The 14,654-nt window shown below is 63.4% G+C and carries 17 protein-coding genes; 3 read left to right on the forward strand and 14 right to left on the reverse strand.

Going from position 1 to position 14,654, the window contains the following annotated elements:
* Positions 1–109: 109 nt before the first annotated feature.
* The 7 genes from NKI38_RS29200 to rplS all read right to left on the reverse strand — a co-directional run bounded on the left by NKI38_RS29200 (position 110) and on the right by rplS (position 4,996).
* Positions 110–481 carry a VOC family protein gene (locus tag NKI38_RS29200; RefSeq protein ID WP_352663808.1) on the reverse strand — a complete coding sequence of 124 codons (372 nt, stop codon included), beginning with the start codon at positions 479–481 and terminating at the stop codon, positions 110–112.
* Between the two features lie 149 nt (positions 482–630).
* The gene (locus tag NKI38_RS29205) at positions 631–1,266 is read right to left on the reverse strand and encodes a class I SAM-dependent DNA methyltransferase (RefSeq protein ID WP_352663810.1); all 636 of its coding nucleotides are present in this window, start codon (positions 1,264–1,266) and stop codon (positions 631–633) included.
* 54 nt (positions 1,267–1,320) lie between these two features.
* Positions 1,321–2,133, reverse strand: a complete 813-nt coding sequence (locus tag NKI38_RS29210) for an amino acid ABC transporter permease (RefSeq protein ID WP_352663812.1) — start codon at positions 2,131–2,133, stop codon at positions 1,321–1,323.
* A gap of 264 nt (positions 2,134–2,397) precedes the next feature.
* A complete protein-coding gene (locus NKI38_RS29215; RefSeq protein WP_352663814.1) occupies positions 2,398–3,195 on the reverse strand; it encodes a transporter substrate-binding domain-containing protein in 798 nt (265 codons plus the stop codon).
* Positions 3,196–3,371: 176 nt separating this feature from the next.
* On the reverse strand, positions 3,372–3,872 hold the full coding sequence (locus NKI38_RS29220; RefSeq protein ID WP_352663816.1) for a MarR family winged helix-turn-helix transcriptional regulator: 501 nt from the start codon (positions 3,870–3,872) through the stop codon (positions 3,372–3,374).
* Positions 3,869–4,303 carry an organic hydroperoxide resistance protein gene (locus NKI38_RS29225; RefSeq protein ID WP_352630792.1) on the reverse strand — a complete coding sequence of 145 codons (435 nt, stop codon included), beginning with the start codon at positions 4,301–4,303 and terminating at the stop codon, positions 3,869–3,871. The genes NKI38_RS29220 and NKI38_RS29225 overlap by 4 nt, the downstream gene beginning before the upstream one ends.
* Positions 4,304–4,447: 144 nt before the next feature.
* A complete protein-coding gene (gene rplS, locus NKI38_RS29230; RefSeq protein ID WP_352663818.1) occupies positions 4,448–4,996 on the reverse strand; it encodes a 50S ribosomal protein L19 in 549 nt (182 codons plus the stop codon).
* A gap of 326 nt (positions 4,997–5,322) precedes the next feature.
* On the opposite strand from rplS, the gene NKI38_RS29235 reads away from it, so the two are divergent.
* Entirely contained in the window at positions 5,323–6,075 is a 753-nt protein-coding gene (locus NKI38_RS29235) for a sulfite exporter TauE/SafE family protein (protein ID WP_352663820.1), read from the forward strand.
* On the opposite strand, the gene trmD is transcribed toward NKI38_RS29235, so the two are convergent.
* Together trmD and rimM are read right to left on the reverse strand one after the other, a co-directional pair.
* Positions 6,057–6,755, reverse strand: a complete 699-nt coding sequence (trmD, locus tag NKI38_RS29240; protein WP_352663822.1) for a tRNA (guanosine(37)-N1)-methyltransferase TrmD — start codon at positions 6,753–6,755, stop codon at positions 6,057–6,059. The two genes, NKI38_RS29235 and trmD, sit on opposite strands and share 19 nt — an antisense overlap.
* Positions 6,752–7,351 (reverse strand): ribosome maturation factor RimM, encoded by a 600-nt coding sequence (rimM, locus tag NKI38_RS29245; protein ID WP_352663824.1) that lies wholly within the window; start codon positions 7,349–7,351, stop codon positions 6,752–6,754. Before rimM ends, trmD begins: the two co-directional genes overlap by 4 nt.
* A 97-nt stretch (positions 7,352–7,448) precedes the next feature.
* Here rimM and NKI38_RS29250 point away from each other — a divergent pair, with 97 nt between their 5' ends.
* Positions 7,449–8,387, forward strand: coding sequence for a tyrosine recombinase XerC (locus NKI38_RS29250; RefSeq protein WP_352663826.1), 939 nt, complete (start codon positions 7,449–7,451; stop codon positions 8,385–8,387).
* A 61-nt stretch (positions 8,388–8,448) separates the two neighbouring features.
* Positions 8,449–9,519 (forward strand): TraB/GumN family protein, encoded by a 1,071-nt coding sequence (locus tag NKI38_RS29255; protein WP_352663828.1) that lies wholly within the window; start codon positions 8,449–8,451, stop codon positions 9,517–9,519.
* A 2-nt stretch (positions 9,520–9,521) separates the two neighbouring features.
* Here the strand turns inward: NKI38_RS29255 and NKI38_RS29260 are convergent, their stop codons facing one another.
* From NKI38_RS29260 to odhB, 5 genes are all read right to left on the reverse strand, one after another.
* Positions 9,522–9,998 carry a DUF2867 domain-containing protein gene (locus tag NKI38_RS29260; protein WP_352663830.1) on the reverse strand — a complete coding sequence of 159 codons (477 nt, stop codon included), beginning with the start codon at positions 9,996–9,998 and terminating at the stop codon, positions 9,522–9,524.
* A 594-nt stretch (positions 9,999–10,592) separates the two neighbouring features.
* Positions 10,593–11,999 (reverse strand): dihydrolipoyl dehydrogenase, encoded by a 1,407-nt coding sequence (gene lpdA, locus NKI38_RS29265; RefSeq protein WP_352663832.1) that lies wholly within the window; start codon positions 11,997–11,999, stop codon positions 10,593–10,595.
* Positions 12,000–12,023: 24 nt separating this feature from the next.
* Positions 12,024–12,779, reverse strand: coding sequence for an SDR family oxidoreductase (locus NKI38_RS29270; RefSeq protein ID WP_352663835.1), 756 nt, complete (start codon positions 12,777–12,779; stop codon positions 12,024–12,026).
* Positions 12,776–13,294 (reverse strand): hypothetical protein, encoded by a 519-nt coding sequence (locus NKI38_RS29275; protein WP_352663836.1) that lies wholly within the window; start codon positions 13,292–13,294, stop codon positions 12,776–12,778. Before NKI38_RS29275 ends, NKI38_RS29270 begins: the two co-directional genes overlap by 4 nt.
* Before the next feature lie 58 nt (positions 13,295–13,352).
* On the reverse strand, positions 13,353–14,633 hold the full coding sequence (gene odhB / locus NKI38_RS29280) for a 2-oxoglutarate dehydrogenase complex dihydrolipoyllysine-residue succinyltransferase (protein ID WP_352663838.1): 1,281 nt from the start codon (positions 14,631–14,633) through the stop codon (positions 13,353–13,355).
* Positions 14,634–14,654: the final 21 nt, after the last annotated feature.

The raw sequence follows: 14,654 nt of genomic DNA on the forward strand, positions 1-14,654 counted from the left end.
CCTCAATCCGAGCATCGCCAACAGAATCACATCCCAACGCCAAACAACCAATCAAAAGCGAGTCATCCACCTCAAAAGATGTGTGCATCCCCTAGACGAAATGGGGAGATCACTGTCTGTCCTTCTTGAATTCGAACAGCTCGATAACGTTGCCCGATGGGTCTTCAAGCAGAATAGCCCGGCCCGCACCGCCATCGCTGATGTTCCCGCGGAACGTCGCGTTGGCCGCGCGCAACCGGTTGATCAGGTCGTCCAGTCCCTTGGTTACAACCATGAACCTGTTCCATCCGCCTGGCTCCGGATCACCTCCAGCCTGACCACCGCTTCCCGCACCTGGAGCGCTGAGATACAGGGTAAGGTCATCGCGAAGCAGCGCTGCGAACTTGCCGGGATTGTGCATTTCGACCTTGAATTCGAGATTGTCCCGGTAAAATTCTACCGCCTTGTCTACGTCGGCAACGATATAACGGACGGACGCCATTCAACCTTCCTCCTGCGCGGAATGACTGGCCGCGCCATAGCCCGCTTCCGCAATGAGGCCGGGCGCAATCCCACGCTTTCGGAACGCACTTACTTGCACATAGTTCCAGCCGTTGGGTGCTTCGATGTCGAAGACCAGGCTTCACTCCGCTACAGGATTTCGAACACAAACGTCTTCACCAACGCATCCGGCTCGGCGATCGCATAGCAGCGGAACCATGGGCTTTGCTCGACCGCCCGCCATTTTTTCATCTGTTCCAGTTCGTCGAACACGGCCTGAAAGCCGCCGCTCTCGAACACCTGGTCGCGCACGGTGAAGATTGCATGCCCGCCCTTTCGGGTGATGCGCACCAGCTCATGCAGGCCAGACGCCGGCGCATGGCTGATGGTGAACACGCCGGTCGAGAAGAAGGCGCGGAAATGACCGTCCGACCACGGCAGCGGACCGCCGAGCATCGCCTGTTTCAGCTCGCTGTAGGCATTACGGCTGCCGGCGATCTTCAGCATGTCGTCGGAAAGGTCGAGCCCGGCAATGTCGTGGTAGCCCAGCGCCTTCAGCGACGGACCCGACAGGCCGGTGCCGCAGCCGGCATCGAGCAATGGTCCATCGCCCGCAGGCACATGGCGCGCCACCCAGGCGGTGATCAGAAACGGCAGGAGATAGCCGAGCGACGCGGTTTCGCTATCATAGGTCGCGGCCCAATCGGCATAGGCGTGCGCCAGTGCTTCCGGCGTATCGGCCGTGTAGACGGAATCCAGCGCCGCATTGGCTTTGTCGACGATCATGGGACCTCCTCAACGAGAATGCTGAGGGATCGTAGCGCTGTCTTGGCCCGAAAACTATTGCTCGTGCTGGCGATGCAGCCGCCGTTCCAGTGCGCGCAAGGCCAGGGACAGGCCTACCGTCAGGATGAGATAGATATAGGCTGTTATCGAATAGGTCTCGAAGAAGCGGAACGAACCGGCGGCATAGACCTTGCCCATCTGCGTGATGTCGGCGACGCCGAGCACCGAGACCAGCGAGGAATCCTTGACCAGAGCGACGAAATCATTGCCGAGCGGCGGCAGGATGGTGCGGATCGCTTGCGGAAACACGATCAGCCGGAAGCGTTGCGCGCGGCTCAGCCCGAGTGCCTTCGCCGCCTCGATCTGGCCTTTCTCCACCGCTTGGATGCCGGCCCGGAAAACCTCCGAGATGAAGGCCGAATAGCCGATGGTCAGCGCCATGATGGCGCGCCACAACAGCGACACGTCGCGCACCAGCAATTCGCCGAACAGGCCGGCACTCTGCAGCGGAGCGGTCAGCGCGTTCCAGCCCGCGACGAAAGCCGGAGCACCGGCAAAGGCGATCCAGAACAACAGCACCAAGATCGGCACGCCGCGGATGACCTCGACATAGAAGCGCGCGATCTGGCGCATCAAACGTGAACCCGACATTCCCATCAGTGCGATGCCGAGGCCAATGACTGACGCCAGCACGAAGGCGATCACGGTGACGAAGATGGTGATGCCGATACCCTTGGCGACCGTGGCGAAGACCTGGGCGTAGAGGTTGCTGGTGGCGACGAAGACGGCCACCGCGATCGCGATGGTTACGGCAACGACGAGCCACCAGGGGAAGTCGGCTTTGGAGGAAGATGCATGCGTCGACATTCAGGCGATACCGGCCAAGCAAATGTCGCGACGCGCCAGGCCACCCCCCTCTGTCCTGCCGGACATCTCCCCCTCAAGTGTGGAGATTGGCAGCCTCGATGACGTCGCTCTTTCTCTAACGTTTGCGATTGGCGAAATGAGAATGAACAGCCAATCTCCCCCCTTGAGGGGGAGATGCCCGGCAGGGCAGAGGGGGGCGTTCAAGCGCAAAGTCAGCGCGAATTGTCGCGCATAACCATCATGTAATGCGCGTGGCAAGGAGGCCTACTGCCCCATCTTGTAATCAAGGAACCACTTCTTGTTCAGCGCATCGAGCGTCCCGTCCGCCTTGAGCGCGGCGATCGCCGCGTTGACCGGCTTCACCAGATCCGAGCCCTTCGGGAAGATGAAGCCAAAATCCTCGGTGCCGAGCGGCCCGCCGATCAGCTTCAGCTTGCCCTCGGAGGCGTCGACATAGCCCTTGCCGGCGGTGCCGTCGGTCAGCACGACATCGACGTCGCCTGATTTCAGCGCCTGCACCGTCGCACCAAACGTCTCGAACAGTTTGATGCGCGGGTTCTGCTCATTGCCGTCGAGCACGCTATAGACGGCGGTGTAGAAGGGTGTGGTGCCGGCCTGCGCGCCGATCAAGCCGTCCTTGAAGGCGCCGAAGGTCTTGGCGTCGGTAAAGCGGCTCTCGTCGCCACGCACCAGCATGAACTGTTCCGAACGCATATAGGGGTCGGAGAAATCCACCTTCTCCTTGCGGTCGTCCTTGATGGTGATGCCGGTCATGCCGATGTTGTACTGGTTGTCGGAAACCGCCTGGATCATCGCATCCCAGGAGGTGTTCTGGTACTCGACCGTGAAATTGAGCCGCTTGGCGATCTCGTTCATCGCGTCATATTCCCAGCCGATCTGCTTGCCGGTCTTGGCGTCGATGAACTGCAGCGGCGGATAGGCGTTTTCGGTGACCACCACCACCTTCTTGCCGCCGAGATCGGGAAGCGCCTGCGCCAAGGCGGCAACGGGCGCCAGGACGAGGGCAAGCAGGCCTGCCAGCAGCAGTTTCGATTTGGTCATGACACACTCCCCGGGAATTGATGACCCGGGCATGGCCGGGCTTGCAGGAAAATCCGGCGCCGACTTTAGCTTTCCGCAAGCGTCATGCAAGACGCTCCGCTGCGTCAGTTCACACGAAAGCGGAATCCAATGCCTTCAATCCTGCAATTCGAGAAGGAACAGTGCCGCGGCGGCGATCAGCTCTGGTTCGCGGCGCCCGCATCTGCCTTGCGCAAGCCGGAGACGAACCGCGTCAGGGTGTGGTGCAGGGATTTCAACTCGTCGGCTTCCAGCGGCAGGTTGCAAAGCATCGCTGCCGGCACGCTTCCGGCCTGCTCGCGCAGCGCCTGGCCTTTCGCCGTCGGCTCAACCAGAACCCGGCGCTCGTCGGCTGGGTCGCGACGGCGCGTGACCAAGCCGCCCGCCTCCAGCCGCTTGAGCAGCGGCGTCAGTGTCGCCGAATCGAGCCCGAGCGCCTCGCCGAGCTCGCCCACCGTGCTCGGCGCGCGCTCCCACAGTGCCAGCATGGCCAGATATTGCGGATAGGTCAGGCCGAGTGGATCGAGCAACGGCCGATACAGCCGCGTCATCAGTCCACTTGCCGAATAGAGCGCGAAGCAGAGCTGTTGGTCGAGTTTTGCCGCCCCGGCGAATTGCGCCGGGGTACGTGTGGACATGGTTGTCGTTTCCGCGGTCATGCTGCCTTTGCCGGGAGCGCCTTTGCCGAAAGCGCCACTTCGATGTTGCCCTTGATGGCGTTGGAATAGGGACAAACCTGATGCGCCGCCGATACAAGCGCTTCCGCCGCCGTTTGATCAAGACCTTTCGTTTCCGCCGCGAGCGAAACGCCAAGCACAAATCCGCCCTGCGCATTCGTGTGCAGGCTGACATTGGCCGTCACCGAGGCGTCCTGCAGCGGCAGTTTCTGCTTGCCGGCGATGAAGCGCATGGCGCTTTCGAAGCAGGCGGCATAGCCGGCGGCGAAAAGCTGCTCGGGATTGGTGGCGCCGCCCTTGCCGCCCAGCTCCTTGGGCATGGCAAGGTCGAGGCTGAGCAAGCCATCATCGCTCTGGACATGGCCGGCGCGGCCGCCGACGGCACGGGCTTGGGTGGAATACAGTGCAGGCATTTCGCTTCTCCATTTAAATCGTGCACGATTTCTTAGTACACGATATAAATGGAGTCAACCGCGAATTTCCTGCCAAGCCCAACGTTCTCCGGAAACGAAAAAAGGCGGCCGAAGCCGCCTTTTTGAACATGCTTGACGAAAATCCTATTCGGCGGTGGCGGCTTCTGCTGCCTTGGCGGCTTCAGCGGCCTCGGCGGCGGCCTTCTTCTCGGCGGCCTCCTGAGCGGCCTTCTCGGCGGCCAGAGCCTCGGCGGCTGCCACCTTCTCAGCCTCGATGCGAGCCTTCTCGGCATTCAGCGCATCGCGCTCCTCATCGTTCAGCTTGCGGGCGCGCACGCCGGTGTTTTCCGAGATACGGGCCGACTTGCCGCGACGATCGCGCAGGTAGTAGAGCTTGGCGCGACGCACCTTGCCGCGACGAACGATCTCGACGCCCTCGACCATCGGCGAATAGACCGGGAACACGCGCTCGACGCCTTCGCCGTAGGAAATCTTGCGGACGGTGAAGTTCTCCTGGAAACCGGCGCCGGCGCGGGCGATGACGACGCCCTCGTAAGCCTGGACGCGGGTGCGGGTGCCTTCGGTCACGCGGACCTGGACGCGCACGGTGTCGCCGGGCTGGAATTCGGGAAGCTTGCGCTTGGCTTCGATCTTGGCGGCCTGTTCGGCCTCGAGCTGACGGAGAATATCCATCTCAATAGTCCACTTCTTGTTCTTCCGACAGTCAGAGCGTCCGACACTCGCCTTGCAGTTCCATTGACCGCTCGGCTATGCCCTTTGTTCGAGACATCTGTCTTTGAAACATCGGGCAGGGGCGACTACACCGTCATTGTTGACGGGCCCGGCAGAGTTTTCTTGCCAGTACGGGCGGGCACATACAGCTATTTCAGCACTTTGTCACGCCTGCGCCTGAGTCTTTTTTGCGCGCATGGCCTCATCGCAATCTTGCCGTGCCGGGTTGCGTCGGCCCTTCAGGCTTTCTAAGCCTGAAACAACACAGTCTTGAGCGGCCGCATTCCATGTCTGTCTTCGATGCCATCCTGCTGTTCCTGGCGGGCTTTCTGTCAGGCGCCGCCAATGCGGTCGCCGGTGGCGGCACCTTCATCACCTTCGGCGCCATGACATTGGTCGGCCTGCCGCCGATCGTCGCCAATGCCACCTCCTCGGTGACGCAGTTTCCAGGCTACATCACCTCGACGCTCGCCTACTCAGCCGACATCAGGCATTTCTGGCGCGGTGCGCTGCTGCTCTGCCTGATCTCGGCCGCAGGCGCGCTGGCCGGTGCGCTAATTCTGCTGGCGCTCGACAATCCGTCGTTTCGCGCCCTGGTGCCGTGGCTGCTGCTGGCAGCGACCGCCCTGTTCGCTGCCGGACCGTGGCTGAAGCCGGCGCCGAAACCGGGGCATGAAGCGGCCGTGGGCTCGCTGGCCGGTTCCTTGGCGCAGTTTCTCACCGCCATCTATGGCGGCTTCTTCGGCGCCGGCATGGGCGTGATGATGCTGGCGACGCTTGGCCTTACCCAGGCCGGCGACTATCACCGGCTGAACGCGCTGAAGAACATGCTGGCCATGGTCATCGCTGCGGTGGCGATCGTCGTCTTCGTTTCTGGTGGCGTCGTCGCCTGGCCACAGGCGATCATCATGATCCCGGGCGGCGCGCTGGGCGGTTATGCCGGCGTCTGGATCGCCAAGCGTGTGCCGCAGAACGCGGTGCGTGGCTTCGTCGTCGCCGTCGGTCTCTTTTTGGCCTTTTACTACTTCACCAAAGGCTGAGCGCTGAGCAGGTCGGGTCGCCTTTCCTTGGTCAGCGTTTCGGACTGAGCCCGCCGCCATGCGGCGATCTTCTTGTGGTTGCCCGAAATCAACACCTCGGGAATCTCGCGGCCTTCAAACTCCTGCGGCCGCGTGTAGTGCGGATGTTCGAGCAGGCCGTTTTCGAAACTCTCTTCCTCGCCTGACACCGCATTGCCCATCACGCCGGGCAACAGCCGCACCATGGCATCGAGTAGCACCAGCGCCGCCGGCTCGCCGCCCGAGAGGATGAAATCGCCGATGGAGACTTCCTCCAATCCCCGCGCGTCGATCACCCGCTGGTCGACGCCTTCGAAACGCCCGCACAGGATGACGGCGCCCGGCCCGGCGGCCAGTTCGCGCACGCGGGCCTGAGTCAGCGGTTTGCCGCGCGGGCTCATCAACAGCCGTGGCCGCGCGTCGCCCGGCGGCGACGTGTGGTCGATGGCTTTCGCCAAAACATCGGCGCGCATCACCATGCCCGCGCCGCCGCCGGCCGGCGTGTCGTCGACGGTGCGATGGCGGTCGGTGGCGAAGTCGCGGATCTGGATCGCCTCCAGCGACCATGTGCCGGCCTCGAGCGCCCGCCCAGCCAGCGACAGGCCGAGCGCGCCCGGGAACATTTCGGGATAGAGTGTCAGCACGGAGGCGAAAAAACTCACCGGTTGCCCCCGGCGTCGCTCGGTCCGCGCGGCCTGCCCTTCGGATCGAAATTTTCTTCGCGCGAGCCATCGCCATCCTCGTCGTCGACAAGCCCGGCGGCTGCTGGATCGACGCGGACAAAACCCTCGGCGATCGACACCTGCGGCACGGCGGCCTGCGTGAACGGAATCAGCACGCCCTTGCGCCCGCCCAGCGTAACATCGAGAATGTCGCCGCCGCCGAAATTGTGCACCGCGACCACCTTGCCGAGCGCGGCACCCGTGTCGTCCCGGACTTCCAGGCCGACGAGGTCGGCATGATAGAATTCGTCTTCGTCGCCGTCGTCCGGGAGCATCGAGCGATCGACAAACAGCTCCGTGCCGGCCAGCGCCTCGGCCGCGTTGCGGTCGGCAATGCCCTTGAAGCGGACCACGACGACCGTGTTGGCGGGCCTGATGTCGATGATCTGGAAGGCGCGGCCGTCCCTGGCATAGAGCGGGCCGTAGTCGGCCAGCGCCAGCGGCTCACCGGTAAAGGTCTTCACCCGCAATTCGCCCTTGATGCCGTGGGCGGCGCCGATCACGGCCATCTGGACAGGGTTCTGGGGCTTGCTCATGGCGAAATATCCTTTGGCCTGCTCTAGCCCCACGCGGCTGTCATTTCAATGACGGGCTCTTCACCGCTTCCTAACCCGAATACCCGAAAATGCCGCCATGCAGGAATTCCTCATCCCGGCCAAACCCGATCTCCAGGCGGCGCGTGAAAGCTGGCTGAAGATGCTCGCGCGAGAACGTCGGCTGTCACCTGAGACCGTCGAAGCGTATGAGCGCGACACGCGCCAGTTCCTGCATTTCCTCACCGGCCATTGCGGCGGCTCGCCCGGCATTTCGGACATCGCCAATCTCCGCCCGGCCGATCTGCGCGGCTTCCTCGCGGCGCGGCGCAATGCCGGTGCCGGCGCCCGCACGCTCGGCCGCGGGCTGGCCGGCATCCGCTCTCTGCTGCGTTTCCTTGAGCGGCGCGGCCTTGCCAATGCGGCAGGTGCGGCAGCCCTTCGCGCGCCGCGCCAGCCCAAATCGCTGCCCAAGCCGCTGACAGCGAGCGATGCAAAACATGTCGTTTCCATCGAGGGCCAATTGGCGGAGGAACCCTGGATCGCTGCCCGCAACGCCGCCGTGCTGACGCTGCTCTACGGCTCCGGCCTGCGTATTTCCGAGGCACTCGGTCTGGCCGGCGCCGATCTGGCGTCGGCGACCGACACCGTGCTGCGCGTCATCGGCAAGGGCGGCAAGACACGGCTGGTGCCTGTGCTGCCGGTAGCGCTGCGGGCGATTGCCGAATACCGCCGGCTCTGCCCCTATCACCTCGACCCGAAGGGCCTGTTGTTTCGCGGCGCGCGCGGCGGCCCGCTCAACCCGGCCATCGTTCAGCGCGACATGGCCAAGCTGCGCTCGGCGCTGAACCTGCCCGACACAGCGACGCCGCATGCACTGCGCCATTCCTTCGCCACCCATCTGCTCGGCCGCGGCGGCGACCTGCGCACCATCCAGGAACTCTTGGGCCACGCCAGCCTGTCGACGACGCAGATCTACACCGGCGTCGACACGGCGCAGCTACTTGAAATCTACGAATCGGCGCATCCACGGGCATAAACCCTTCAATTTCGCCGTGCAGGTTAACCGTTTTGCCGCTTTTCAGTCCTAAAACGGAACCATGAAACGCGTCATCGCCATCGCCGACCGTGCAGCTCACGTCTCGCTGAAGCTGCTTGTTGCGCTCAACGTCCTGTTTTTCCTGTCGTTCCTTGCCGTCTTGCTGTTCGCGGCCGGCAGGGCGCATGCGGAAATCCCGACCTGCAGCGGCGCCGACATGCTGTCGGCGTTGCAGAAGAACGATCCGGCGACCTACCGCAAGATCGAGACGGAAGCGGCCGCGACGCCGAACGGCAAGGGCCTGTTGTGGAAGCTGGAAAAGCCGGGCGAAAAACCATCCTTCCTGTTCGGCACCATGCACATGACCGACCCGCGCGTCACCACGCTGCCAGCGGACGCGCAGAAGGCTTATGACGCCGCCGGCACCATCGTCATCGAAACCACCGACGTGCTCGACAAGCAGAAGATGATGGTCGCGATGCTCAAGGAGCCGGACCTGATGATGTTCACCGATAGCACGACGCTGGCGTCGCTGCTGTCGCCCGACGATGCGGCGGCCATGAACACCGCGCTCGACGCGCGCGGCATCCCGCCGGCGACCGTTGCCAAGATGAAGCCGTGGATGCTCTCGGCAATGATGGCACTGCCGGCCTGCGAACTTGCCCGCCAGTCCGGCGGCGCGCCGGTGCTCGACGTCAAGCTGGCGGAGGGTGCAAAGGCTGCCGGCAAGCCGGTGGAAGGATTGGAGACGGCTGAAAGCCAGCTGCGCGCCATGGCCTCGCTGCCGCTTGCCTTTCACATGAAGGGTCTCGTCGACACGCTGAAGCTCGGCGACAAGGTCAACGACATCAACGAAACCATGATTGTGCTCTACCAGCGCGGCGACACCGGCATGTTCTGGCCGCTGTTTCGTGCCGCTATGCCAGAAGGACAGGACGACCCCGCAGGCTATGCGGCGTTCGAGGAAACCATGATCACCAGCCGTAACAAGGTGATGGTCGAGCATGCCGGGCCGATCCTTGCCAGGGGCAATGCCTTCATGGCGGTCGGCGCCCTCCACCTTCCCGGCCCCGAAGGCCTGGTCGAGGATTTCCGCAAGGCCGGCTATACCGTCACGCCTGTCGGACTTTAGTTTTACTTGACCAGTATCTGAGCCAGCATCGCCGGAACGATGATCCGGTGAAACGGCATGATGATCGCGAGATAGGCGCGCCCGAGCCAATTGTGCGTCTTGACGACCGTCGTTGCGGCCACCTCCTGACGACCCATGCCGAGATCCCTGACTTCAACCAGGACCCGGAAATCGAGATGCCGGTCGTCGAGGCCAAGCACGACCTTGCCGGGAAACTGGCTGAGGAGCGGAAATATTCCGATCCGGCCGAACGGCAACACGGCAGGTTCGAGGCCCGTCTTCAGCCGGAACGGCCTGACGGCAAGATTGCGCAGCGCCGTGAGCCAGCCGACCCATCGCGGCGTTCGCCCCAAAGCCCGTTCGGCGGCACCGAGTGCGGTCAACGAAAGACCTTCGGTGATCAGCACATAGCGGTCGGCGAACTGGGCCCCAGCAAGAGCCTCGTAGTGATTCGGGACAACCTGCGCTGTGCGATTCATCACGGCAAAATCCTCTAATTCAACCATAGCAGGCACAGACTTGGTGCGCTGCGTGGCGAAACGACGCCATTCAGGCTCCGGGAAGGCAGGATTGTCCTTGTTTTTGGCGTTTTCCAACCCTAGCGTGAAACCAGTTCGATGATTGCGCGTTGATTGGTGTTGATTGATATCTTTCATCCACGGAGGACACTTTTATGGCGAACGCACCGAATCCAAACGACCCGTTCAATTCGTCCACCAACGCTCCGAGGCCAAGTGGCGGCGGTGGCGGTAGTGGTTGGCTGATTGCGCTGGTCGTCGTTATTCTGGCGGTTGTCGCGTATTATGTTTTCGGAAGAAGTGGTGGTGAGCATCCGACACCCGCCGAGCCGCCGGCGGCCAGCACACCGGCCCCAGCGCCCGCTCCGGCAGAACCAATGAAGCCGGCCGAACCTGCGCCAGCCCCGGCACCCGCAGAACCGGCACCAGCACCAGCGCCCGCTCCGGCACCAGCTCCGGCTCCAGCCCCAGCGCCGGCTCAATAAGTTGGCCCGACATCAAATACAAAACGGCCCGCTGAAAGGCGGGCCGTTTTGTTTTGGACGATGTCGGCCGTTAAATGTGGATCGGCTTGAAGAACGTCGCGAGCGCCGCCTCCTTGACCGCTTCCGACATCGTCGGATGCGCGTGACAGGTGCGGGCGAGATCCTCGGACGAGCCGCCGAACTCCATCAGCACCGCCGCCTCGTGGATCATCTCGCCGGCGCCGAAGCCGACGATGTGGACGCCGAGAACGCGATCGCTCGTCTTGTCGGCGAGGATCTTCACAAAGCCGTCGGTGTGCAGCATGGCGCGCGCCCGGCCATTGGCGCTGAACGGGAACTTTCCGACCTTGTAGTCGATACCTGCCTTCTTCAGCTCTTCCTCGGTTTTGCCGACCGAGGCGATTTCCGGAGTGGTGTAAACGACGCTCGGAATGACATCATAATTCACATGGCCGGCCTGGCCGGCAATGGTTTCCGCCACCGCCACGCCTTCGTCCTCGGCTTTGTGCGCCAGCATCGGCCCGGCAATGACATCACCGATGGCATAGATGCTGGGAACGTTGGTCCGCAGATGGCCATCGGTCTTCACCCGGCCGCGATCGTCGACCTCGACGCCGGCTTCCTTCAGCCCGAGGCTGTCGGAATAGGCGCGGCGTCCCGTCGAAATCAGCACCGCGTCGGCCTCGATGGTCTCGGCGGCACCGCCCTTGATCGGCTCGAAAGTGATGGTCGCACCCTTCTTGGCCTTGGCGACGCCGGTCACCTTGGCACCGAGCTTGAACTCGAAACCCTGCTTTGAAAGCAAGCGCTGGAACTGCTTGGAAACCTCGCCGTCCATGCCGCCCAGGATGGTGTCGAGGAATTCGACCACGGTGACCTTGGCGCCGAGCCGTGCCCACACCGAGCCGAGTTCGAGCCCGATGACACCGCCGCCGACCACCACCAGATGGCCGGGAACCTTGTCTAATGACAGCGCGCCGGTCGACGACACGACCACCTTCTCATCGATGTCGACCTTGACGCCGGGAATGCCGGCGACATCCGAGCCGGTGGCGATGACGATGTTCTTGGTCTCGATCTCCTCGACCTTGCCGTCCTCGCCGGTCACCGAGACCTTGCCGGCCGCGACCACCTTGCCGGTGCCGCGGAAACTGTCGATCTTGTTCTTCTTGAACAGGAAGGCGACGCCGTTGACGTTCGAAGACACCGTCGCGTCCTTGTGCGCCATCATCTTCTTCAGGTTCAATTTCGGCGCTGATATCTCGACGCCGAGCGTGTCGAAGGAATGGCCGGCCTCGGCGAACATCTCGGAGGCATGGAGCAGCGCCTTGGACGGGATGCAGCCGATGTTGAGGCAAGTGCCGCCGAAGGTCGCGTTCTTCTCGATCACAGCCGTCTTCAGGCCGAGCTGCGCCGCCTTGATGGCGCAGACATAGCCGCCTGGTCCCGATCCGATGATAACGACGTCATAAGCCATGATACTGTCCTTCTTGATTGGGGCTCAGCGGCCGCCGCTGACATTCAGGATCGCGCCTGTCGTATAGGACGCGGCATCGGATAGGAGATAGAGAACCGCACCCGCGACTTCATTCGCGGTGCCCGCTCTTTTCATCGGCAGTATATCGCGGAACCGTTCTATCCTGTCCGGCTGCCCGCCAGAGGCATGGATCTCGGTATCGATGAGTCCCGGCCGCACCGCATTGACACGGATGCCTTCCAGCGCGACCTCACGGGCAAGCCCGATGGTAAAAGTGTCGATGGCACCCTTGGAGGCGGCATAGTCGACAAATTCGCCCGGCGAGCCCAATGTCGCTGCCGCCGACGAGATGTTGACGATGGATCCGCCCGACCCGCCGTGGCGGGTCGACATGCGCTTGACCGCCTCGCGGGCGCAGAGGAACGAGCCGACGACATTGATGCGCATCATGCGCTCCAGCCGCGCCACGTCCATCTCGTCGACGCGCGCCTTGACGTCGACGATGCCGGCATTGTTGACGAAGGCATCGAGCCGGCCATAGGCGCGGTCGACGGCCTCGAACATGGCCACGATTTCGGTCTCGCTGCCGACATCGCCCCGGACAGCGATCGCGTCGCCGCCGGCGGCCTCGATCTCGGCGACCAGTGCATTGGCGGCATTCTGATTCGCAGCATAGTTGATCCCCAGTCGGTAACCGGCCTTCGATGCGAGCCGGCAGATCGCGGCGCCAATGCCGCGGCTGCCGCCGGTGACCAGCAACACCTTTTGCGTCCCGCTCATTCCTGGCATCCCTTCAAGGCAAACACATCCCACGGCACTTTCGAAAATCCGCTGCCGCCATAGGCGCTGGACTGCCGCAGCGAGGGCCCGAGATCGGGCAGGACCAGCGTCTTCGGCGCCTCGACGCCTTCGGCCGGCAGCAGGCCGATGCTGCCCTTGTCATCCGCCGTGTAGATGACGCCATGCCAGGGCGTACAGGCGGCAAGCTCCTCGCCGGTGACGTCGCCCTCGGGGCATTTGTACATCAGCGCGCCGTTCGGCCGCGACACGCCTTCGTTCCACATGACGATGCCGTTCAGCATCACATTGTTGTCGAGGACCATGCGGAACGTGTTGGTGACGGTCGCCGAAGTGCCGGTCGGGGTAAAATCGATCTCGCTGCCGCTTTGGGCATCGCCATAGACGGCGAGCTCGATCGGGCAGGCGGCGCGGGCGCCAGTGGCGGCCAGCAGCATGCCGACCGCGATCGATGCGATCGAAGGCACCTTGGAAAGGCTAAGGGAACGGGTCGTCATTCTGCCGCGCAGATCCCTTCCTCGGCACGCATTCAAACAGCCGGATCAGCACCAGACGTCACAGATCCAGCACCAGCCGTTCCGGATCCTCCAGGCTTTCCTTGACGCGCACCAGGAAGGTCACCGCCTCCTTGCCGTCGACGATGCGGTGATCGTAGCTCAGCGCCAGATACATCATCGGTCGGATCACGATCTGGCCGCCGACCACGACAGGCCGGTCCTGGATCTTGTGCATGCCCAGAATGCCCGACTGCGGCGCGTTGAGGATCGGCGTCGACATCAGCGACCCGTAAACGCCACCATTGGAAATCGTGAACGTCCCGCCTTGCATATCCGCGACCGACAGCTTGCCGTCGCGCGCGGCGATGCCCAGCCGGCCGATGTCCTTCTCGATCTCGGCGATCGACATCTGGTCGGCATTGCGCACCACCGGCACGACCAGGCCCTTTTCCGTGCCGACGGCGACGCCGATATGGGCGTAGTTCTTGAAGATGATGTCGGTGCCGTCGATCTCGGCGTTGACGGAGGGGATTTCCTTCAGCGCGTGGGTGACGGCCTTGGTGAAGAAGCCCATGAAGCCGAGCTTCACGCCATGCTTCTTCTCGAACACGTCCTTGTACTTGGTCCGCAACGCCATCACCGCTGACATGTCGACCTCGTTGAAGGTGGTCAGCATGGCGGCGGTCGACTGCGCTTCCTTGAGGCGGCGCGCGATGGTCTGGCGCAGCTTGGTCATGCGCACGCGTTCCTCGCGCGATGCGTCGTCACCCGAGGACGGCGCCCGCACGGCAACGGGGGCCGGTGCGGCCTTGGGCGTCTCGGCCGGCTGCGACGGCGCACCCTTGGAGATCGCGTCGAGCACGTCGCCCTTCAGCACCTGGCCGCGCTTGCCGGAACCGGAGATCTGGTCGACCGAGAGATTGCTTTCGGCGATCAGTTTCGCGGCCGCCGGCGCCGGCGGCATGCTGCGCGGCTCGACCGGGCCGGCATCGCCGGCGATCTTGGCGGTCTCGGCCGCGGCCTGCTTGCCGGTCGATGCCGCATCCGGCGACGAGGCCTGCGACACCGCTTGCGGCTTGGTAGCCGGAGCAGCGGCCGCGCTACCTGCCGAAATCGAACCCAGCAGCGCGCCGACGCCGACGGTCTCGCCTTCTTTGACGGTGATCTCGCTCAGCGTCCCGGCGGCGGCGGCGGGCACTTCCACCGTCACTTTGTCGGTCTCGAGCTCGACCAGCGGCTCGTCGGCGGCAATGGCATCGCCGACCTTCTTGAACCATTTGCCGATAGTCGCTTCGGTGACGGATTCGCCGAGAGTAGGAACGCGGATTTCGGTAGCCATTGTGCCTGTCCGTTTCTGGTC

Origin of the sequence: Mesorhizobium sp. M0621, assembly GCF_040320745.1 — a bacterium.
Classification (GTDB): Bacteria; Pseudomonadota; Alphaproteobacteria; order Rhizobiales; family Rhizobiaceae; genus Mesorhizobium.